The organism is Mesorhizobium sp. M0217, assembly GCF_040321955.1.
GTDB lineage: Bacteria > Pseudomonadota > Alphaproteobacteria > Rhizobiales > Rhizobiaceae > Mesorhizobium.
This window is the reverse complement of the sequence record NZ_JAMYSN010000008.1, coordinates 168,078-189,191: the sequence shown is the minus strand read 5'-3', so window position 1 is coordinate 189,191 and position 21,114 is coordinate 168,078. Positions and strand designations below refer to the sequence as shown.

Sequence of the window (21,114 nt, the reverse complement as noted above, 5' to 3'; positions counted from 1 at the left end):
CCTAAGAGAGTGCGATTGATCTAATGAAGTAGTCGCCACATTTTGAAAAGCGGTGCCCATTTGCGACATTTGGGCCTGACTATTTCCGTTCAGCGTTGCACGCAGACCTGATTGACGATCCGTGCGCTCGACTGCCGGGCATCTCGTCAAGACGAATTTCAGTCCGCCCTGAAGGTGTCATAGACACGCTGCCGTTGCCTCGGCCACTACTCAGCGCATGCCAACTTCCCTCAACCCAGTTCACACAAAGTTTGCTCGATACGCGACCAGGGAAAGTAGGTCGTGGGGTTGTAGTGCCTTTCCTGCACGACAACCCATATGACTGAGAGGTTCCATCTCTAGTGCCCCGCCCGACATCTAGCAAAGCAGCGGAGCTTTCTCTATTCAGGGGCCTCTGCGTGAGGCTATCAGTTCGACCTGTTGCCCTCAGTGCACACAAGCATCTGCTCGCTAAGCTTTCCATCATCAAGGTGGCTTTGGAATCTGAAGTCCGTCCGGCGCTCGTTTCCAAATACGTCCCGATACTCGATCGTGCCGTAAAAAATGAAGTCGTCCCTACCTGATTTAACGCTCTCACCGTCTTCCAAGGTCAATTCATCGACCGTATTGGTAGTGACTTCCTGGCCCGGAGCGATATCGCCTCGCCGATGTATTTTCACCACTTCGAACGTCTCTGGCAGGAACTGACCGAGCGGGCACACCTTCCAAGCCGAAAACCATCGAACGTCATGGGCAGGCGTCTGCCCGGAATTCTTGTATCTGATTTCCAACTTGATGCGGTTGCCATCTATTTCGAACTTGGATCGGCCCATGAGCAAGTAGGCCCTGAGCTGCTGTTCGGACGACTTCCGGCTGGCATTCAATGTCATGACCAAGATGGGGATTGTGGCGAACGCGGCGATCGTAGCGGCCCATCCCGAAAGCGCGCCAACCCATTCCCTAATGCAATCACCGTCTCCCTCAGTGCACCATTGAATGGACGCAAATGCAAAGTCGTGAAAAGCCAAGAAAGTGAAGCCGCCGACAAGCACGGACCCCACCACGACAAGATAATCCTGTATGCCCCTTTCCCTCATGGTGATGAGAATAGCACAATTCGTATTCCTTGAAATATTGCGAGCTAATCGAGTGGGCATCGTGGCGGCTGAATGCGGATAGCCGGCGCGCGGAGAAACCGAGAACATCGAACGCAACATGCGGCGGCGGGGTCGTGTTACGCGCAGAATGCAGTTGGACGACGGCTCTTCAGGTTACGGTCCCCGTGGCAGACCGGCCGCTTTCGGCCCCAAGGCTGCCCGTACGAAAGGCGCCATAAGCGGACATTGTAGTATCGACGCGTATCCGTCGCGACGTCCTTCTCAGCGACTGGGAGGAATATCGGGGATCCACTACCGGAATTGCGCGCTAGATCGGCAAACCTGCTTTGGCGGCACCTTCAACAATTCGCTCCGGATCGGACGGACTGGCGAACCAGAAGTTCGAAAGTCGTTCCCGAAGTGAATAGGCCGGGTTGATGGCAGTTAGATCGTTCCAGACTCGGCGGGCCTCCTCCACTTGACCCAAATGACCAAGCGCCGAGCACGAGCCGCGCGACATATCGGTTTTTGGGACCAGCAGGATGCGCGCCCGGAGCAACGATGCTGCCGTTTCGTAGCGTGCTCCGAAGAGGTATGCCGTTGCAAGGTGGTGCAGGTTCTGGTGAGTCAGCGCCGGGTCGAGCCGGATGGCCTCCTCAAAGTAGGGGATAGCTTCCAGAGGCCGGCCGCCATGCGTGAACGCATTGCCGCGTCCCACTTGAACGAGGGTATGGTTAGGGTTGATTTCGAAGGCCTTGAGGGAGTCGGTCTCGACGCGGGCGCCGTCCTTTTCCATCAAGGCCACAATCGACGAGATGCCGTAGCCTAGTGCAAAGTCCGGATCGATCTCGACGGCGGCATCGGCGCATTGGCGTGCTTCAGCGACCCCGGCGGTGACGTCCGGTAGCCAACGGTTCACGGCCATGGTCAAGAACGCTATTGAAAGGGCGACGTAGGGCCCGGGCAGGGTGGGATCGACGGCAAGCGCACGGCGCATGAGTTCGATGCCGGCGCGCGCCCGGTCCGGAGATGGACTCTCTGCAAACAGTATCGCTCTGCCTCTAAGGGACAGGTCCAACGCTTCGAGGTTCGCCGACTTCCCTTCGAGCTCGACTAGAGTGGTGCGCGGAGATATCGAAAGGCGAAGCGCGTCCGCGACCTCGCGAGCAACCTGATCCTGGATCACGAAAATGTCGGTAAGATCGCGATCGAACCGCGTCGACCAGACCTGCGAGCCATTTGCGGCGTCGGCCAGCTCTACATACATGCGCAGCCTCTGGCCGGAACGCTGCACGCTTCCGGTCAGCACGAACCGGACCTCGAGGTCGGCGCCTACTTTTCTGACGTCAATGTTCCGGTCGCGATAAGCAAAGCTCGAGTTGCGCGCGATGACCGACAGTCCCGGAACCTTGCCCAAGACACCGATGATTTCTTCCGCCAGGCCGTCGGCGAAGTAGGCTTGCTCCTGGTCTTCGCTCAGGTTGAAGAAGGGAAGAACCGCCACCGACGGCCTCTCGCTGAGCGGCGAGGCAGGACGGCCAGAGACGTCGGGCAATGCAAGGCGATATCCGATGCGGGGCACCGTTACGATGATGTCGCCGTGAGAGCCCTTGCCGAGGATCTTCCTTAGCGAGGCAACCTGTACCGAAAGGTTGCTCTCCTCTACGGCTCGCCCTTCCCATGCAGCATCCATCAGCTCCGATTTGGTGAGAATGTCGCCGCGGCGCCTGAGCAGGGCTGCAAGGAGACGGGAGCCTCGAGAACCAAGCGACCATGTTTCGCCGTTGCGGCGGACCGATTCCGTCACCGGATCAAATTCCAGATCGCCAATATTCAAGCGCGGGTGCATGTCGCCGGTCGACCTTGCTGGCTCACTTTTCGGAAGTATTTCGGACCCTTTTCGATACTCGATCCACGCCCTCAGGCCAATCTCCCATGATCAAAACGGGAGGAGGCCCGGATGTTTCCCTACGTTTGGCATGACCCCTTCGCCGAGCTTGCACTGCTCCGTGACCAGAGTGCGCTGCAAAGAACGACAATAGAAGCCCGGCACGAGGCAGCCAGCGGGCCATCGACATGCTTGGTGCTGGCGATCCTCTTCAACTTGGCAACGGTTGCGCTGGTGGTGGCGCACTGGATCTTCCAACCCGCATCAATCGAGAGGAGCTCATCGGATGGACAAAGTGGATCTCAGCCACACCTACCAGTTCTGGTTCGGAGGACAGCCCTGCACTGAGGCCACGGCAGGCGAGCGCGTCCGGTTCTGGATGGAACAATCCGAAGAGACCGACAAAGTCATACGTCGAAGGTTCGGTCACTTGATCGCTGCAGCCGCTGGACAAATGTGGGCCTCGGAGCAACTGAGCCGTCAGGAAGCGATAGCGCTGGTCGTTCTTTTCGACCAGTTTCCACGCAATATCCACCGTGCCAGTGCCGAGGCATATGCCTACGATCCGCTCGCCCGAGATCTCGCGAGGACAATGGTTGCGGATGGATGGGAGGCTTATGAGACGCTCGAGCAATTCACGCTGGGCCTTCCTTTCGTGCATCACGAGGACCTAGACGACCAGAACTACATCCTGGGCCTAGCTGAAGGCAGGCTGGTGGCGGCGTCCGCCGAATCTCGGCCCCTCTGGCAGCCGACTGTCGACCAAATCCGGAAGCATCACGATATTATTGCGCGCTTCGGTCGCTTTCCACATCGGAACGATGTCCTCGGGCGCCAGTCCACGGTCGAGGAAAGGGCGTTCTTGTCGAGCTCCGGGAGAGGCTTCTGACCAGTCCGCTGTCGCCGAGCCAGGTTAGCTTCCCTAGCCACTCGGGCTGCATTGGAACCCGAAGCGGGCATTTGATTAGCCGGCACGAGACAGCAGGGAGAAGATGGCTGGCGCCGCTGGGCGGGTTGAGGTGCCTAAGTGGGGAAAAGCGCCGGCCAGGCGGCAAGTCCGCCGCCCGAAAAGAGGTTTCGGCGGAGGCAGATGGTCTCGTGGGCGCGCCGAGTAGTTATGGATTCTACCGCGCCCAGTCCACTGCGGGAGTCTTGCGCTCTCAGTCGCCGGCCGATATGCCGACGATACGCCCATTTGCGTTGGTTGCGAGCGCAAAACTTTACTACGCCAAACGTCCCGCCAGCACCTCGCTGTCAGGGGTTTGCGCGGTTGCGAATGACCACTTCGAGTTTACTTGGCCGGACTCACCCGCTGAACGTCCGCCATCGTTCTTCGGACGCCAATAGCCGCCATTCCGCTTTCGGCACCAACCCGGTTATCTGCTCTCTTACCAACCACGGCAGCTATTGGCATCGCGAATAACTGCCGTCGTCTCCATGAGATCGACCCGCCGCAAAGGGAGTGGGGAGTCTAGTGTGAAAGACTAATTTCACACTAGGCCCGTCGATCTCCGATTTGCTCGCTCAGAAATATTATGCCGATCGTGCTATTCGGGCGTTAGTTTTCTGAGGGGTCAGCGCGATGTCTGTCAAAAACGTCCAGAACCAAATTGCAAAGTTCCTGCGGTCGCCAGCGGCCGAGGTGCTTTGCATCCGAGGGCATTGGGGTACCGGCAAAACCTACACCTGGATGGAGGCGTTGAGAGAAGCCGCGAAGCCCACGGGCGTCGGGTTCATCCGCCAAGATTCGGCGCTTAGCGGATTGGCCATCACATTGGGAGCTTGGCGTTCCACGATTGGCACTGGTCCTCGATATGGTTGACCATGTCGACGAAGTAGCCGCGGATACGACTGATGTACTCCTCATCGATTTGCTTTAGCAGCTTGCCCTCATTGTCCTGCCCATTGCGGTGCACGCAGTGATGTCGGTCGATCATCGCCGCCTTCATCTTCGCTTCAGCGTCCTCATCAACGAATATCTTGACGCCGAGCGCGCACTGATAAATCTCAGAGACCAACTCCAGCTCATGGTAAAGTATGCGCTTAAGGTGGTCGGTGACCCTTTCAGTGACGAGGTCGGCATTGCCGACGAAAGCTTCAAGAGAGAATTTTTGCGCCTTTAAAGGGGCATGACCCAGCACGAGGTTTCGCCTAACTTCCTCCATCTGTGTGGCGTAAAGGATGAGCCTGTCCGCGAGATATGCTTCCACCATCGCGACATGCTGGACCAGCATCATCCGATGAAACATGGGAAACAGCTTTAGTTCTCCCGATTGGATCAGCATTTCATCTATGAGTTCGATAGCATGGTAGTACCGCTGCATAGGGTCGCTCGGCACGAAATCCTTGACGTAGCGGTAGTACTCGTAGTCGATATCGGAGTAGCGCTCGTTCTGCGTTTCAAGCCACTCTTCGCTGGAACCGCCCACGGCAACCTCTCACAATCTCTCGCCAAACGCGCGCCAGTCAGCTCTAAGGCAAAAGACCTGTCGGAACGTTACCCCACATTATCAAAACGTTCGATGGTGGGCGATGCCGGAATTGAACCTTCGGCCCCACCCGTGTGAAGGGTGTGCTTTCGCATTGGCTAATTGCTTCGGTAAGTGTCTGTGGTGCTCACAGTGTAAAATTGGGTTTTCACACTGTTGGACGTTTCCAAGGATTTTGCAGGCAGAACCGCCGACCCCAAGGTGACGCCTTTTCCAAGAAGGTGAACGGCAGTTTTGCGCCTCCTTCGTCATCAATGTTAGCTGTGCCACTGCCTTAAACCTGACATTACCGGCGACCGCGCTGAAGATCGGGGTGCGCCAAACCGGACACCAATCAACGAGGCTGCGCCATCATGCTTAGTGGCAGCGCTCCTGTGCGGCCAAGGGGTCAGCTCTGCGCGATTTCGAGCCGAGACCGCGAAAAAAGAGCGAGCTGTTTCGAGGCAATCAACGAGAGGTGGTCGTTATCACTTTCGATGAGCTCCTCTCGAAACTCAGGGGATTGCATCAGTTTCTCTCTGCCAAAGGGTTCGAAGTGAACAACATCGTCTAGGCGCCCGCTCACTGCCGTTTGGGCTATCGGCATCAGTGTTCTACCTACAGTGTGCTGCACTTCCTTCTCGCCCGTTGCCGAAGGCGCCACTGGCGCCGTGCCAGCAGCGAGCCACTGAATTTACGGCTTCATAGGCGTCAGCTTTGGGCGTAAGCAGTCGATCGGTTACCTCCGCACCGCGCCAGGAGAGGGCCGTCAGACTGACTTGATACCTGGGCCGACATTCAACGGATGACGCCACTGCGGAGCGCTCGCAGTGGGTTCTTGCTCGAATGTATCCGTGAGCACGGCGGCGCAGGAGCCCCTTGACCTTGCGCGCGAGAGGCCGCAGTCTCTGATTCGGCCCCTCGCACGGGCCTGTGTGCCCACGCTCCAAAGCCTCGCAGTGCGATTTCGCTGAGCCTCAACCAACCCATTCCCCTCGGGGCGGGTCCGTCAGTAGTGGGCACCTGGTCGGATCCGTGACCTCGAAAAGGAATGGATCATGAGCCAACCTGATCGCCTGAAGGGCCTGAAGTCAGCCGCCCGCAAGATCGCCCGAGCTCGGCGGATCAAGCATATCAGCGCACTCGAACTGGTGGCGCAGAGCCTCGGTTACCCGCACTGGCACGCCCTCACTGTCGCGGAAAAGAAAGGCTGGGAACCCTCACCGGCCGAGCTCGCGACCGCCGATGCGCTCGCTACGGTCGCCAATCCCCTCATCTCAATCGATACCGCCCCTGAACAGGCAGTGGGCGCCGAAAGCTTCAGAGGCAAGATCGAGGGGCACCCCTACACCGTCAGCACCGAAACCGATGACGTCTTCATGTGGGGACGTGGCTGGCAGATCATGCTGCCAGAGGCCCCATCGGCCCCGCCGCAGATCAGCGTGACCGACAGGCGCATCAAGGCCAACTCAATCCTGGAGGAGCCCTTTCGCACCGCAGCCCTCGCAATCGCCGAACAGTGGCGTCGCCGTGTGCATGCCCGTATCGCTTCGGACTGGCCGCGGCGCTCGACCGTCCCCGACGGCGCCGGCCGCGCCGAGCATCCTCTCTTCAGCGGCGTCAGCGACACATGGTTCTGTATGCATTGCGACAGGTCCTTCACCGGCCGGCAAATGGCGGAAAACCTCTTCCACTGCCCGCACTGCCGCGCCTCCCCGCTCGACATCCATCCCTCGCGCTGGTGGGACCCAAACTGACAGGGCCCATCTAGCGTGGCTGGCAGGCTCGCTGCAAGTGCGCCAGCATTTTCGCTGCCGCGCCTGCAGCGCTATGATCGGTCATCGAACCATTGCGCAGGCCGGAGCCGACCTCCAGGTGGAAGACGAGGACGACGATCGTGACGACTATTACGGCGAGCTCCCCTACACCCCTTTCGACCAGATCGACTGGACCGCACTCCGCAGGGGGCTGACGTCACTCCAGCTGTTCGATGATCCCTATCTTAGTCTCCAAATCACCAATCTCGAGATCGTCGACCGCTTCATCACGCAGTTGGAGCAGGAAACGCTGCAACACGTCGGCGACAGGATGGACATCGGGCAGTTGGCCTTCCTCAACGCCCAGTCGCAAATGTGGATCTTTTCGGCCTACGAGCTGCTGCGCACCTGGCGCCAACGGGCCAAGGACATAGTAAAACTCTCGCAAACCGGCGGGCTGGTGCTCAAGATCAAGGCGTTAAAGACCGATCCGGGCTATCTGCACCCGACCCGGCAGATGCGGGCCGAGCAACTCGAACGCGTAGCTACCGATCCCGGTATCGTCGATGCCATCAAAGGGGACCTGAGACTCACGCACATACAGTTCGCGCTGCTTGAGCACTTGCGGGTGTCGCTCGCCAAGCACGAGGTCAGCGGCAAGCCAAAGCAGGTTGCCTATGCTCCCGGCTGCGGCCGAGTGAACTCGTGGTGCGGATCGCTGGACTACCAACTCGAGTCTGGACGCGTGATCCTGGGCACGCTCAGCCATCGCGATGTCGCCGACGCGATGCGGGGCCTCAACGACCGCAGCCAGATACCGACGGACCAGAACCTCGCGGACTTCGAGGAGTCGATGCGGGTGTCCGAACTCCCCGATTCCCCTTGAACAGCGGAGCGCAGATGGACGAGTTCTGACCCCAACCGTGAGACCCGTGCCGGGTCACAGGATGGGCGGGAGGCCGCTTGGCGCGAAAGGCAGACCTCATACGACCGAGACGGACGCACGGTGCCGGCGATGGCTTTGCAGCCGGGCTCGGTTCGATCTCGATGTCCACGTATGGCTTGCCGGGCACCAGCGATTCCATGTCCGTGCGCTGGGGTTGCGTCGCCCAGCAGAGCCTTCTCGAAGCCGGCATAGTTCGGAGTTTCTGGATCTGGGCGGACGACAACAGCGGTAAATAGACTCTCGTATTGGCGACGCGCTGGCAATCTCGACAAGCAAGGTGGAGCGTGGGATGACATCGTAGGGTTTGCGTGCGGTGGATACGACGGTGCGCGGGCCGTTTTCAGTTTCTTGCCCGCGTGAGGTGGCAGGATGGCGTAGAGGATGGTGCCCGGCTCCATCACTGCCTTGAGGTCGACCGCCGGCCCGGCTACTAAGACAATATCGGTTTACTCATCTGTCGCGGGACATGATCATCCACAGCATGCACGAAATCAGCGAAATCGAGGTCAACAAAGCTATCAGCCAAGCGGGGAGGATTTAGTATGGCGCGGCGGCCCGTCACACGGGCGGCTCCTGTTGTCCCGGTTGCGATTCTTCCGTCGTCCGGACGCGTGGTGGCAGTGATTGTCGGTTTGGAAATGTATCAGACTCGCTCCTCCGGTGCTCTGAGCAGGGTGCATTATGCTCGGCGCGACGCTGAAGGCTTTGGAGAAGCGCTCCGCGGCATCTATGGTGAAGATCGCCTCGATTTAGAACTGCTCGTCGACAACGACGCCACTAGGGGGAACATCGAGTATTCTCTCCGCCAAGCCATCGCGTCACTCGGAGAGGATGATTTGTTTGTCTTCTACTATGCAGGGCATGGTTTCCACAGCGCAGGCGGAAACCGGATTACAGCTTGGGACAGCCACGCGCATAACCCTGAAGGCACGACGCTGTTGCTGCGCGAGGTTCTCTTGGATCCGCTTACCGAATCAGACTGCCGTCGCGCGCTCGCGTTTGTTGACGCATGTGCAGCGGACTTCAGGCCGCTCGTTAGGGCGCGGGACGTGGTCAGCGACCTAAGCGGAGACGAACTTGCTGAGTTCCTGACGTCAGCTAGCTACTGTGCTTTGTTTCTCTCCTGCGAACCGGGACAGAAGTCTTACCCGAGTGACGAACTCCGTCACGGTATCTGGACGCACTTCCTGCTTCAGGCGCTCCGGGGCGAGGCGGAAGGGGCCTTGGGACCAGGCCGGTTCCTGACCGACGCTGGATTGCGGGATTACCTTCGCCGGGAAGTGCCCGCATACTTGACGCGGAGCACTGAGCGGCGGCAAAGGCAGTGGCCGCAAGCGATGATCAGCGCATCCAACACCTTTGCTATCCGCGAGGTGCCAGAGCGCCGCGCGCCGTTAGCGACAGCGGGCGACCTTCGCCGGATTAGCCTCGCCCCTATCGGAGAGTATCTCGAAGGAGTCGAGTCCGGCCGCATTCGGTCGCTTCCTGGCTTCAGCCGATCGCGAGGACATTTCGAGCCGGACTCCATCAATGACCACGCAACCGGCTTCGTCCGCGACCTCCTGGCGGAGCGCATTGATGAAGAGATCCAGGAGCTCTACGACACGGTCAAGTCGAGCTTCGGCCTTAGACGCCGCGAAATTTCTCGTGAGAGTGGCGATGGTCAGGGCAGCCTCGACACCGAGTACTTCCGCTTCTCAATCGATACACGTCAAGACCAGTCTGACCCGGCATCCTTTGTCATCATTCGCCGGCTGGTGTTGCGAGGCGAGAGCCACGAGCACCGGGAGGAAATCGACGATACGTTCGGCCCAATGTTCGAGCGCATCGTGGTCAAGGTGTCGCCGGACGCGCTTAGCTACGATACCCTCGTAGATCTGTTCGAGGACATGGAAGAAGCACTTGGTGGTCAGCTCCGTGACGAAGAACATCTCAAGCGCATAACCTACACTGCTCCGGACGGCACGCGGATCCGCTTCGATGTCGGGGCCGGCCGAGTTAGCCTTTCAGGCGGCGGGCGGCAGTTGGTCTCGGCGCTGTTGGATCGCGCACACCAGTACCGGTTTGGCCTCGCCGGTCCGTCCCAGCTTCTGCTTGCCTAAGCCTGCACAGAGTCGTCGGGCCAATTTCCTCTTCCAAGACATACTGATCGGGACACTGATGGAGGCCTTGAGGTCGAGCCGAGCGGCAGCTATCCGCCAAACGGACTCTGATAGCAGACCGACGGCTTCCGGCCAATTTCAGTCATCTCGATCTCAGCCAGGGCGTGAAATCGGCATTGCAGTGTGGGCAGGGCAGGGCGCATTTCTTCCCCATAGCGACTTCAACAGGACAACCGCCTAATTTCTTTTCTATCAACCCGTTGCGCCAAGTTTGCTCCGCGGCAGAGATGCTCAAGTCACGCCTTTCAAAGCGATTATGATTCGAGCGCGACGCGGCGTGATCCCGCATTCCCGACGGATATCGAGCGGGTTGGTTGTGGTCCAAACCGCTATGGCAATATTCATGATACTTATCAATCACTTATTACCTTCATTCGGAAAGGTGGTGCCGTAAACGGGGGTATGTATCGAGTGACCACTTGTGATCTTCCACGCTTGGGCATGATCGCACTGTCTCAGTACTCTCACGTCCCGATCAACCACGGATTCCGAACGCTTATCGTATGAGCGATTTCCGGAGTCGCTGAACTCCAAGTGTCGAAATCGCAACTCTTGTGTTAAAATGAAAAATCTGCGATCTTAAATATAGAAGTGCGCGCGTGCTGCAATCAACGGTCTCTGTTCCGTTGAGGAATTAATATATACTTGTCCACTAGATAATATTACATAGCAGAAAGTCTTCTGACGTCGCCGCTCGTTTGCCTTGCGCGCAAGTATGGTTTCTGGTGTTCTGACTGCGAATGCGAATAAAACAATGTGGCGGCTGGAATTCCTGCGGAGAGGAAAATGTCGGGCGAAAATAGACTGTCAGCACTTCTAAAGGCATGGGTTCTTATTCTCATCTGTGCTGTGTCATTCTCCGCAATTGAGGCTCGCGCGGATCCGGTGCAACGGATGCGCTTGCCCGTTGGCAACTATTTCATCTCAACGACCGGCTGGTCGGGGGGCGGAGCGAATTTCCCACCGGGCACAAGCACGCTGCTCGAGTCCGATGAAGGCGACGGGTTCGCATTACCTGCTTTTTGCATTGACCACGATCGCTCGCCGCCAGACGCATCAATGGGGGGCTTTGCGGGCAACGTCCGGGTCAAGAGGTTCAAGGATGGAGTGGAGGTCAAAGAACAAAGCCTAGAAGAAGCTACCAAGCCGGGCGCCGACCAATGGCTTACTATTTCCGGCGTGGGGCTGGCCGACCAGCTTGCGGTCGAGCCGATGGACGATGGATTCGACTACATGATTGTCGTCAACGGCCTAGCGATAGCAGGTGAAACCCAGCAGGACACCGACTCCGCATTAAAGGCGTGGCAAGCCAAGCCCGCTCTGATGGCCGTAAGCAGCGCCTTTGATGCAGTCCGAAGCGTTCTCGCAAAGGGCAGCAATGTCAGTTCGAGTTCCGAGCTATTGCTCTCTCTGGAGGAAGCGAGACAACGGTTCGAATGGAAGTCGTTTCCCGCCGGGATCGATTCCTCGTCTGCCGCCGGCAGTGACATTGACCCGGCAGATGCGCGCGAAGCAGCAGACTTTGTGGTCGAAAAGTCGATCCGTGCCCTGACCGGGGCTGATGTCGCCATTTCAGAAAATGACAGAGCCGACTGGCTGCTTTGGTATTCGCAGTTAGCAGGGCTCGACCCCTATGACCGAGGCGCTTTGGCGGATGCCTTCAAAGCCTTGGGGTCGAAAGTCGAACAGGACACGATGTCAGCGTCTGACGAGGCGCTGTTCAAGTCTCTGGCGGACGTCTACCGACTGGACAGACAGACTGCGTCTGCAGCCTCCCTCAGAGCCGCTCTAACAAATGACGATGTTAGTGATGACGTTACAACTCGCAATTCCGCATATCGGATCGGAGGATCAGTCGATCAGTTCTTTCGAACGAGGCGGGCGGGGGTAATGACGCAAGGGGAGGCGGTGAGGGCTGCGGCTTTTGCAAGATTCGACCAGCGCGACAAGATAAGCGGCCATGTGGAATTCGATTTGCTGGATGATCTAAGCTGCGCGACTGACCTTGATAAGAACCCCATTGAGCAATCGCTGGAGGAAAGCGCCTTCGCGAAGTTTCGTGATTTGAGCGCTATCCAATCCATGTTGGGCATGCAGGTAGCAAGCCTGGCCGACAAGTTTGCGAAGCTCTCGGTCGGCGACGACGATAAGATCTGTATCGAGTGGGTGGAACCAGACGGAAGCATCTCGCGGCGATTGATATCACGCGCCGAGCTCAGCCCTTCGCTTGGAAAAGAGTTCTCGTCCTTCAACATGATCGTCGACAGTCCGCTCGACCCGGACGTTGATGACGACTTGCTGAAAGTTTTCAGCAACGTACTTACCCTCGAACAAGCCAGGCTGAAGGCGGCCCGAAACGCGGTGAACGCACCTGACACTGTTGGTTTTTCAGGTCCGGAGTTTGTCGTGCAGACTCCAAGTCTCAATGGGCACCAGAAGGCGACAGCGCAACCGGAGTTGTCTGTCATGGAACTGCAGGGCAGAGGCGATGCGAGTTACATCAAGCTGATCGACGGTTCGATAATTCTGGTAGACACTGGGGAGAGCGACGACTTGGTAGAAAAGGTTCGCGCCCTTATCGGGTCGGGCAGCGCCGCGCCCAAGAAGATCCGTCTGATAATTACCCACTCCGATCTGGACCATATCGGTGGACTGGAGAGTTTGATCGATGCAAAGATTCCCATCGACGAGATCATCATCGGGCTTTCCGCCAAAGACGATATCATTCCGGCCAACGACCTGATCAAAGCCCCGGCGGGTCTCGACCTTCTAAATTCGCTGCGCAAGACACTTCTCGGATTGAACTTCGAGGAGACCCACAACAATGGGGTCCTGCACCTGTTGAGCTCTGGTGCCGAAAGGGCCTGGATCGATGCAGACAGACCAAGCCGAAGCACAGATTGGATCGACACATTCGACTTCGCGCCTGATGCGGATACCATGGTCTCCATCCATCATACGCGGATGGCGAAGCGCACAAATGACGGGGGATTGATTGTGCGAGTGAGCACCCGCAATCAGGCTTGGCTTCTCACCGACGACATGACACCCACGACAATGAGACGGCTGTTGGCGTCGATACCAGGCGAACTGAGCGCCGGGGTCATAAAGTGGCCCCACCATCTTTGGTTGCCGAGGGAAAACACTTCTGACTGGAGAACGCTTCGACGGTTCCTGCAGACCGTAGGTGCATTTGCCTATCTGCTTTCAAACGTCGGCCATCCTAGTCACGACGAAGCTCGCTTCGAAGCCATAAAAGGCATGATCGATGCGACAATGATGCAAGGCCTTATTGCGGCCTGGACAGACAAACCTGCGGCAAATTTGGTTGTTCGGTAGTCGGCGGCTTTCGCGACGCTCCAGCCGTCTTGGCATGACGGCAAGAAGATCAGGTCGAAGCCTATTGGGTGCGTCCAGATCAGCGTTGCTCAACGGCTTCAGTCACAATCATATTGCCGAAGTGGGCATTCTCAGCTGGAAAATCGTCTTTAAAAATACTGGCTTTGGTATAGGAAACTCTCTATCGGCGTCTCGAAGCCGCGTTCGGCCGAGAGAACGTGCCCCTGAACGTATCATTCTGGTGGTGACGCAATCGGTTTATCCTGGCCAGCGCGAACCCATCGTGGCTCGAGAGATCAAGGCGTTGCGCACTCATGGCCTGCGCGTTGCGCTCGATGAACCGTGTTTGCATCACTCACCAATCCGTTCGCACGTCTGTTTCCCGCGCGGTAGTGCCTGAAGGAGGTCAGTGAAGAGGGCAAGCCGGACCTGTTCCGAGCCAGCGATTCAACACCGCGGCCAGTCTCAAGCCCGCGCGGCCGAGCTGCTCGTCCACGACGGGCAGAGCCTTCGCGTAGTAATCGTTGTCAAGCGTCGCTCCATTGACAAGACCTGCAGCCATCTGTTGAGCCCAAATGTGAGCATCAAGGGTCCAAGCTACCGGGTCAAGCGTTTCAGAGGCCTCGGGATGCTTCAGCAGCCAATCGCCTTCAAGGCGGTCGACATATGATCCCCAGGCATAGGTAGTTTGCTTGATTATCATGCTGTCCCAGACCGCATGAAGGTTGTCGGCCGGAGCCTTTGGAGGGCGTTTAATCAAGCCGCCAAACTTGACCGTCACCGCAAGCGCGTTCTCGCCGGTATTGTCGGACACCGTGTGAAAGGGTTGGTGCAAATCTCCAACGATGTGAATGAGGTAGCGCAGACTGTCTCTGCGTTGTAGGGGGTCCGAAGCACAGGTGATTTCATGCTCGGCCCGATCGATCTCAGCGATGGCGCAGTCGCCTTGGGCATTTGCGGCGCATTGGGAAACCGGATCGTACTTGCTGTCGGCCAGCGGAATGTCCACGAAATGCCAGTTGTAGCTCTCAGGATGGACTGCATAGCGGACATCGTCGGCCCAGCTCGCCACTGATGCCATTGCCACCTCACCGCCCAAGATGCGTTTGACTTCGTACAGCGCGGTCGAGGACAGCCGCCGCTGAGCAATTTCCGCGACGATCGAATGCCCTTCTGGCCCCCACGCATTAGCCTGGTTGCAAGCGACACCGGCAACCAGCAGCCCAACTGCGAATGACTTCATAGCATTCCCTCCGGACGCCCCTTTCATCCATCCAAAGTGTATTCGGTTTCGACGGTTATCGAGCCTACATAGTTAGGATAATCCGACATGCCTTCATCATCAAGAACGTCGTCACGAGAATAGTCTTTGTTCGAGACGTAGAAATGAACCTTATTTGCTATGCAGTCCATTGTGATGTCGCCGGCTTCATTCTGGGTCACAATTTTATAGCCGGTATAGTAGTTCAGATGACGCGAGGGTGCCTCGCCTATCACGATGATCTGAGGGTCAAGTTTTTCGAGCCAGGAGTTTGGGATTTTCCCGCTGTTCCGGCCATGGTGAGGCGCAAAAACAACCGTGGTTTTCTGCAGCTCGATCCTGTCGAAAATCTCTTCCATGAACTCTGTGTGCAGATCGCCGATCCACATAAAACTTGCACCGTCTTCGATCGCATAGCGGGCGACAAGCGACATGTTGTTAAAAGCTAAACCTTCTGCGGCGTCCCTGAGCGCAGCCTGGTAGCTTGCGTTCGAAACATCGGGCCACAGAATGCTGATGCCGGCATTCGATCGCGTTTCATCACTGAGGTTCATCCATTTGCGTGTGCAGCCCTTGTAAACGTGGAAGGCGGCAGAGGAGTCCCGCAGCTTGCAATAGCGCTTGAACGACTCTGAAGGGTTGTCCTTGGTCGCGTGGTTGGCCACACAATAGAAATTCACTATCTTGATCTCGTCGTCGAGATAGGGCAGACCCAGAATGTGGTCTTCGTCTGGATGAGTTGAGATAAACCTCGAAATCCCTTTATCCGAGGAAACCGCCCTGATCTCTTTGACGATAGCCTCTCTCAGGATCTCGCTCATACAACAGTCAATCATGGTGAAATTATCGCTGTTGTGGAGAATGTAAAACATGTCGCCGTTGCCGACCGATAGCGATTTGACGAGCGACATGGCTTAGCCCTTGTGATGCTCGACACGTTTGGTGATGAAATAGTTTTGCTTGAGGTAGGAGACGAGAAATAACGCCGCCAAGGCCAAAAGCCCGCAATTTATGGCCGTTGCGGTTGACAAGCCGGTACTCAAGGACCGCAGGTCGTAAGCGGCAAGGACAACTAACAGGAGCGCGAAGATGGTCCGGTACATGTTGCTGGTCTCCAGCAATACTAGGATTTTCTCATCTTTGGCACTTGCGACAATAAAGGCTGGATAGTTGCGCTGAGGTAGCAAACGAACTAGCCGCAGGATAGGATCAGCGATGATCGATCCCACGCGACTGACGATCATACCCAGAAAATAGTAGACCACCAAGTCGGCTACGACAGACAGGCTCTCGATGTGATAGATGTCGAGGACTGAGAGTAGCGCACTCAAAATAGCGCCCGGTACCAAATTGTTGAAAAGATTGTAGGACGAGATTTTGGCTAAAATGTCACTCATGGCCCCCCCGCGCTACTTGGATATAGAAAATCGACGCCTTGATTTCAACAGATAGCTCTTAGATAATTGGTCAAAGCGTTGCCTTCATCCAAATGCTGTCTGTGTTAAAAATCATCTGTAAGCCTGCGGATTTCGGAGAAGTAATGCTGTAGATTAAAGTTAGGCGATTGAAGTCAATCAGGCGGGATCGAATAAGAGTAGTTATAGCTATGTTTTGTCGACAAGTAGGCATATAGCTTGTTCTGTTCCAATTCAGACATAAATATTACTAATCGAGGAGTTCCGGAGTGTAGGTTTTTACCCGGGCCATTGTCAGGGCGCGACCGTGTCGAACCAAAACTTCAAGTTCTTCGGCCTCCAACCTCTTTAAATCTGTGGACACGAGAGAGGCAAAGGCGGCGTCGCCCGGCCGTTCTTCCCCTTTCCTACTGTCTATTGAAAACCAGACGGGTTTCGGCCCTTTCTTGGCTTCGTAAGCCAACTGCAGCCTAGCAAACTGAAGACCTCTGACCTGCTCCATCAGGATGTTGATCGCCTCCTTGAGCACGATTGTCCCGGACTCTGTCGGATGAGCGGACACGGCGAACGGCTTGCCGCCATCACTTACAAAACACACATCGACGGGATTGCGCCGAGCTCGCATCAACGGGTTCACGCCCAGATTGTCGTAAATGCCTCCATCGCTCAGCGTCGCGTAGTCGCTCAGGGGATTAGGATAGATATCGGCATTGAGCCGTAGCGGGGGAAAGACGGGCGGGAAGGCTGAGGATGCCGCCACCGCCAAGCTGATTGGATAATTACTCGCATTCGCGGTGCCGCTCTCGTGCTCGCCCATCGTTTCTCCACCGTCTTCCCCAGCGGCCAATGCCTTGCCTGCAACAAAGAAAAACATGTTGCCGGTGGCCAAGTTGGTGGCGTTGAAATAGATTCGTGGACCATCTCTGAGAGCGGATAACTGTGCACCCGCGAACAGATCCCGATCGTAACTCGCGCCAAGCTTCTCTAGACGCGTTTCGAAGGGGTCCAGAATGCCACCGATGATCGAGGAGACGGCGATCGACTTTGTCAGCAAATAGTCCGACAGGCCCTTCAGCACGTCCTGTCTGCCCCAGTTCAGCGCCAAGTAGGCGCCTGCCACGCTCCCGCCGCTCACGCAGCTGATGAGATCCAGCTTGTCGAGTAAGTCGAGTTCTCGGAGAGCCGTAAAAGTCCCTACATGGAACGCGGCAGCACGAAACCCGCCCCCCGAGAGCGCAATTCCAAGTTTCTTGGTTTCGCCGTTGATTTGAACGACCATCGCACAACACCCTTGAGAATTCCCCGCTGACCCGAGCGGCTGGCATCATGAAAGATCGAACGTCATCTCAACAAAAAGATCGTTGTGTTCGATCTTGACCGGCCGCTGCCTTGACGTCGGGTTGTCACTGAAAGCTTGCTGCTCGGCGGTCGGGTTACCGTCGCCCTGAACGATGCGTCCCTTGGTTTTTTCCTGGAGCGCCTTGTAAAGCTCCTCGAATGGCATCCTCCACCCGCTTCCAGGTTCCGTTCGACCCTTACCTTGAATGGCTGCGACCGCCTCTACGACCGGTATCGCGGCTACAAGTCGTGGGTCGACCATGCGCTCCAGACCGAGCGCTTTGACCGTGGCATTATGACTGCCATGGTGTCCGACCTTGTAAAAGGTTGTCCGGCGCAACAGGTCCTCCGCCGTGACAGGTTTGCCCGAGGACATGTTCATCGCAGCGGGAGGATAGGTCTGGTCGTTCCACGACAGCCAATTCCCGACCTGGGCGTCGCCGGGAAACAGCAATACCTGTCCATCGGGGAGTTCAAACGCCAGTGCCAAGCTGGTGTTGTTGGTATCCGAATCCATCTTCAGGGCCAGAGCCTCGATCGAGCCTGTCCAATCACTGTCGATCCTACGCCACTCCGCAGCCGGAGCGTCATACAGGTTGCCAACCACAGATTTTGGTTCGGTCGGTTCCTTGCGACGGGCTTTCTTGTTCAGGGGTCTTTGGTAAACGGCCGAGAAAGGCAGTACTGTGTCGGTTCGTTTGGCTTGAAGCGAGAGCTGGGCATTCACCGTGCTCTCTGCCGCCGCCGCGGCGTCCAGACGCGTCAGATAAACCTCCTTGGCATGACCCTTGGATGGCGTGTCTTTACGCAGCAAGGCCTCGTCTCGAGGCGGACCAAGAACAAAGGCCTTGATATTGAACTCGTCGAGATCAATGACCTGTCCAGGCTCGAGATAAGATGTTGAATCGGCACCAGCCTTATCCTTGAGCATTTGCATGATTTCGGCCGTCCCGAAGACGCCTGATGCACCTAACCCGCTCACGGCGACCGGCCCGGCGAAGGCGGCAAGCGCAGCTGCGGTTCTCAAGCCGGGATGCGCGTCACTTTCAGCCAGCGCGGCCGCCGCGGCCAATGCCTGCTTTCCCTTCGAAAATCGTGCCCTTAAGGCCGAAGCCTGCGGATCTTTTGGGTTTTCGGTCCAAGCCATCCAAAGCCGGCCGATGGAAACTGCACCGTCAAGGAATGCACCTTTCTCGAATGCAAACCCGGACAAATGGTCGTAGTGCTCGTGGGTTATGACCAGCAGGTCAATTCGCTTGCCGACGGTCTTCAGGACGTCCTTCGCGATCGCTGAAATACGGGCCGGGCCCGCCTCAACCTCGGTTAGGCGCTTTTTACCAATCCGGTTCACGACCTTTGGGTCGAGTTTGGCGATCAGGTCGACTCCAGCGGCGACGTTCTGGAGAACCCCACAATCTATCAGTATGGATCGCTCAACCTCCGCACCGGCCTCATCCAAGGTGGTGCGAATGAGGAAGCAATCACCCAAGATGCCGCGATACATCCTGATGCTCAAGCGCTTCAGTATCGCCAACCTAACCTCCCCGATGGACCAGAGCGAAAGGTTCGTCCAACGCTGCGCCACTCGATCCCCCGTGCAGACCATAGCCGAACGCGGTCGAGCCGAAGCGATAACCCCCAAGGAACTCGCGTTGTTGCTCCAGCCGGACATCGTCACTAATGTGTTTTCGGACTGCGTAGCGCAGGTGACCCTCCCGAAGGTCGAAAATGAGCGTGGCACCGCCGCGAAAAACAAAGTCCCCGTTCTTCGGTTTATCGCCGCGCTTGTCTTGGAATTTCTGTTCTTTCGGATCGTAGAAGCCGCGCCGCTGCTGCACAATTTCTATGATCAGTTGGCGAAGGTCCTGGCCGTCAGGTCCCGTCCGCCGGGAGGTTCTTACAGAATGAATTTCCACGGGCGGAGCATATGCCTCCGGGTCCCCTGGCCGGCTTAGTATCGTCTCGCGGTCGTCATCTGAGATCAGATCTCGTCGGAAAACAACCCCGCACACCTCTTGCCATGGCTTATCCTCGGTGGTCCGAAAGCTCTCCGATCCCAAGATCCACCAATGCACGCTCTCCGCGTTCTCCTCGGCAGTCTTGATTGCCGTCGTCCGATCGAATTGTGGCTCCAAGTCCAGATCCAAATCGTCATAATCGGCCGCCAGATGATGGACCGGAGCTTCCCACAACAAACTGTCTACAGCTAAAGAAAGGCAGCCCTCCGGTATGATCCCGCGGCGCCGAAACCCTTCTATGATGGCGAGCCGATAATTCAGCACGTCATCGGGTACCAGGTCGTAGTCCGCCGTAATGATCGCCCGAAGAAAATCGCCAAAGCGAACGTCTACGGGGGGAAGGTAGTCGAGGGCACGGATGCACATCCGCATCACGTGTTCCGCCGCCTTGCTCGCCTCCCGTGTTAATCGCTTGACCAGGTCTGGGTGCAGGTTTTGGTCGGGACCCGTGCCGGGTTTGATGCCCCCGATTCTGAGCAAATCAGCAGTGCGGTTCTCATAAATCGAAAGAAAGGCATCGAAAACGGCCGCCACGAGGACCGCGCCGCGCTCATGAGGTTCGGTCATGTCGTCGCGCAAGATCACGGGCGCAGCGCCGCTGTGATCGTCAATCGCTTCGCGAAGGGCCCCGTCCCGGCCGGTAGCCTCGCCGAACTGTCGAGCGAGACCGCTGAGGAGGGAGCGATTGTCGAGCCTGCCGCCATCTTTCGCGATCTGGGCGCTTACGGCTTCCTCGAGCGAAAAATGCGAGAACAGCGCGACGATATCGGCAAAGGCTTCGTGGAAAGCCAAGCTGTCTACGCTGGTCGGCTCAGCAAACCTCCGGTGAAGTCCGTCCAGGATTGCATGCGTGACCTCATGCACGATGATGTCATGCGATAACGCGGTAAACACCCATTTGGCGCCGGCGCTGTGTGCGGACGTCTGAAAATAGCCGAACAGGAGGGCCTTCTTTTCCCGGCTATAGTAAGCATTGGGCTCGCGAAGTGCATGGGGATAAATCCGCAATTTATAGACCGGCTCGTACTTACGCCCGTTGGGAACGCGACGCGGAGCCCAGAAAACCCTTCTGCCAAGCGCTCGTTCAAACGTTCGGATAGTCTTCATTGCGACCGCAAACACCATCTGCTGGTGAAAGCGGGGGTCGCCTTCCGAAGGGGCAAGGCCGTCCTGAGCCAGAAGATAGGGATGATTGAGGTTTACGGGCTCATAAAACTGCCCGCTGACCGGATCGATATCAATAACTTCAAGATAGTCATTGACGGGGCCGGGCTGGATTTCTTCTTCCCATCTCTGCTCCCAAGGTATTTTTATCGTTGCGACATTAACGCCTGCAGTCGCGACCGACGTAGACGCCTGCGGGTCGAATGCATAGACACGCAACCGGCGAACAGGCGGAGCCGTATATTGCTCCGGCATGACGTTGCCCCCACCCTAGTTTTTCAA

Annotated in this window: 14 protein-coding genes; 5 read left to right on the top strand and 9 right to left on the bottom strand. The window is 57.2% G+C overall.

What is annotated here, in order from left to right:
* Positions 1-407 precede the first annotated feature (407 nt).
* The gene (locus NKJ18_RS15970; RefSeq protein WP_352758726.1) at positions 408-1,196 is read right to left on the bottom strand and encodes a DUF8453 domain-containing protein; all 789 of its coding nucleotides are present in this window, start codon (positions 1,194-1,196) and stop codon (positions 408-410) included.
* 208 nt (positions 1,197-1,404) lie between these two features.
* Positions 1,405-2,925: a winged helix-turn-helix domain-containing tetratricopeptide repeat protein gene (locus NKJ18_RS15965; protein WP_352758724.1), complete on the bottom strand. Its 1,521-nt coding sequence runs from the start codon at positions 2,923-2,925 to the stop codon at positions 1,405-1,407.
* Between the two features lie 325 nt (positions 2,926-3,250).
* Here NKJ18_RS15965 and NKJ18_RS15960 point away from each other — a divergent pair, with 325 nt between their 5' ends.
* A complete protein-coding gene (locus NKJ18_RS15960) occupies positions 3,251-3,853 on the top strand; it encodes a DUF924 family protein (protein ID WP_352758721.1) in 603 nt (200 codons plus the stop codon).
* Between the two features lie 880 nt (positions 3,854-4,733).
* Here the strand turns inward: NKJ18_RS15960 and NKJ18_RS15955 are convergent.
* Positions 4,734-5,393: a hypothetical protein gene (locus NKJ18_RS15955; RefSeq protein ID WP_352758719.1), complete on the bottom strand. Its 660-nt coding sequence runs from the start codon at positions 5,391-5,393 to the stop codon at positions 4,734-4,736.
* Between the two features lie 1,097 nt (positions 5,394-6,490).
* Here NKJ18_RS15955 and NKJ18_RS15950 point away from each other — a divergent pair.
* The 4 genes from NKJ18_RS15950 to NKJ18_RS15935 all read left to right on the top strand — a co-directional run bounded on the left by NKJ18_RS15950 (position 6,491) and on the right by NKJ18_RS15935 (position 13,636).
* A complete protein-coding gene (locus NKJ18_RS15950) occupies positions 6,491-7,189 on the top strand; it encodes a hypothetical protein (RefSeq protein ID WP_352758716.1) in 699 nt (232 codons plus the stop codon).
* A 37-nt stretch (positions 7,190-7,226) separates the two neighbouring features.
* The gene (locus NKJ18_RS15945) at positions 7,227-8,075 is read left to right on the top strand and encodes a hypothetical protein (protein WP_352758714.1); all 849 of its coding nucleotides are present in this window, start codon (positions 7,227-7,229) and stop codon (positions 8,073-8,075) included.
* Between the two features lie 674 nt (positions 8,076-8,749).
* Positions 8,750-10,237, top strand: a complete 1,488-nt coding sequence (locus NKJ18_RS15940; RefSeq protein WP_352758711.1) for a caspase family protein — start codon at positions 8,750-8,752, stop codon at positions 10,235-10,237.
* Between the two features lie 846 nt (positions 10,238-11,083).
* Complete coding sequence (locus NKJ18_RS15935) at positions 11,084-13,636, top strand: MBL fold metallo-hydrolase (RefSeq protein WP_352758709.1); 2,553 nt, start codon at positions 11,084-11,086, stop codon at positions 13,634-13,636.
* A 406-nt stretch (positions 13,637-14,042) separates the two neighbouring features.
* Here the strand turns inward: NKJ18_RS15935 and NKJ18_RS15930 are convergent, their stop codons facing one another.
* The 6 genes from NKJ18_RS15930 to NKJ18_RS15905 all read right to left on the bottom strand — a co-directional run bounded on the left by NKJ18_RS15930 (position 14,043) and on the right by NKJ18_RS15905 (position 21,087).
* Positions 14,043-14,879 carry a S1/P1 nuclease gene (locus NKJ18_RS15930; protein WP_352758707.1) on the bottom strand — a complete coding sequence of 279 codons (837 nt, stop codon included), beginning with the start codon at positions 14,877-14,879 and terminating at the stop codon, positions 14,043-14,045.
* Positions 14,880-14,902: 23 nt separating this feature from the next.
* Positions 14,903-15,808, bottom strand: a complete 906-nt coding sequence (locus tag NKJ18_RS15925) for a ComEC/Rec2 family competence protein (RefSeq protein ID WP_352758705.1) — start codon at positions 15,806-15,808, stop codon at positions 14,903-14,905.
* 3 nt (positions 15,809-15,811) lie between these two features.
* Complete coding sequence (locus NKJ18_RS15920) at positions 15,812-16,294, bottom strand: hypothetical protein (RefSeq protein WP_352758702.1); 483 nt, start codon at positions 16,292-16,294, stop codon at positions 15,812-15,814.
* A gap of 268 nt (positions 16,295-16,562) precedes the next feature.
* The gene (locus NKJ18_RS15915; RefSeq protein ID WP_352758699.1) at positions 16,563-17,591 is read right to left on the bottom strand and encodes a patatin-like phospholipase family protein; all 1,029 of its coding nucleotides are present in this window, start codon (positions 17,589-17,591) and stop codon (positions 16,563-16,565) included.
* A gap of 45 nt (positions 17,592-17,636) precedes the next feature.
* A complete protein-coding gene (locus tag NKJ18_RS15910; protein ID WP_352758697.1) occupies positions 17,637-19,184 on the bottom strand; it encodes an MBL fold metallo-hydrolase in 1,548 nt (515 codons plus the stop codon).
* A gap of 1 nt (position 19,185) precedes the next feature.
* Positions 19,186-21,087 carry a gluzincin family metallopeptidase gene (locus tag NKJ18_RS15905; protein WP_352758695.1) on the bottom strand — a complete coding sequence of 634 codons (1,902 nt, stop codon included), beginning with the start codon at positions 21,085-21,087 and terminating at the stop codon, positions 19,186-19,188.
* Between the last annotated feature and the right edge of the window lie 27 nt (positions 21,088-21,114).

What these genes read in the sequence shown, in the direction of transcription:
- NKJ18_RS15950 (WP_352758716.1), top strand. Translation starts at nt 6,491, where the DNA reads ATGAGCCAACCTGATCGCCTGAAGGGCCTGAAGTCAGCCGCCCGCAAG.
- NKJ18_RS15905 (WP_352758695.1), bottom strand. Translation starts at nt 21,087, where the DNA reads ATGCCGGAGCAATATACGGCTCCGCCTGTTCGCCGGTTGCGTGTCTAT.
- NKJ18_RS15915 (WP_352758699.1), bottom strand. Translation starts at nt 17,591, where the DNA reads ATGGTCGTTCAAATCAACGGCGAAACCAAGAAACTTGGAATTGCGCTC.
- NKJ18_RS15920 (WP_352758702.1), bottom strand. Translation starts at nt 16,294, where the DNA reads ATGAGTGACATTTTAGCCAAAATCTCGTCCTACAATCTTTTCAACAAT.
- NKJ18_RS15925 (WP_352758705.1), bottom strand. Translation starts at nt 15,808, where the DNA reads ATGTCGCTCGTCAAATCGCTATCGGTCGGCAACGGCGACATGTTTTAC.
- NKJ18_RS15930 (WP_352758707.1), bottom strand. Translation starts at nt 14,879, where the DNA reads ATGAAGTCATTCGCAGTTGGGCTGCTGGTTGCCGGTGTCGCTTGCAAC.
- NKJ18_RS15970 (WP_352758726.1), bottom strand. Translation starts at nt 1,196, where the DNA reads ATGTTGCGTTCGATGTTCTCGGTTTCTCCGCGCGCCGGCTATCCGCAT.
- NKJ18_RS15960 (WP_352758721.1), top strand. Translation starts at nt 3,251, where the DNA reads ATGGACAAAGTGGATCTCAGCCACACCTACCAGTTCTGGTTCGGAGGA.
- NKJ18_RS15935 (WP_352758709.1), top strand. Translation starts at nt 11,084, where the DNA reads ATGTCGGGCGAAAATAGACTGTCAGCACTTCTAAAGGCATGGGTTCTT.
- NKJ18_RS15965 (WP_352758724.1), bottom strand. Translation starts at nt 2,925, where the DNA reads ATGCACCCGCGCTTGAATATTGGCGATCTGGAATTTGATCCGGTGACG.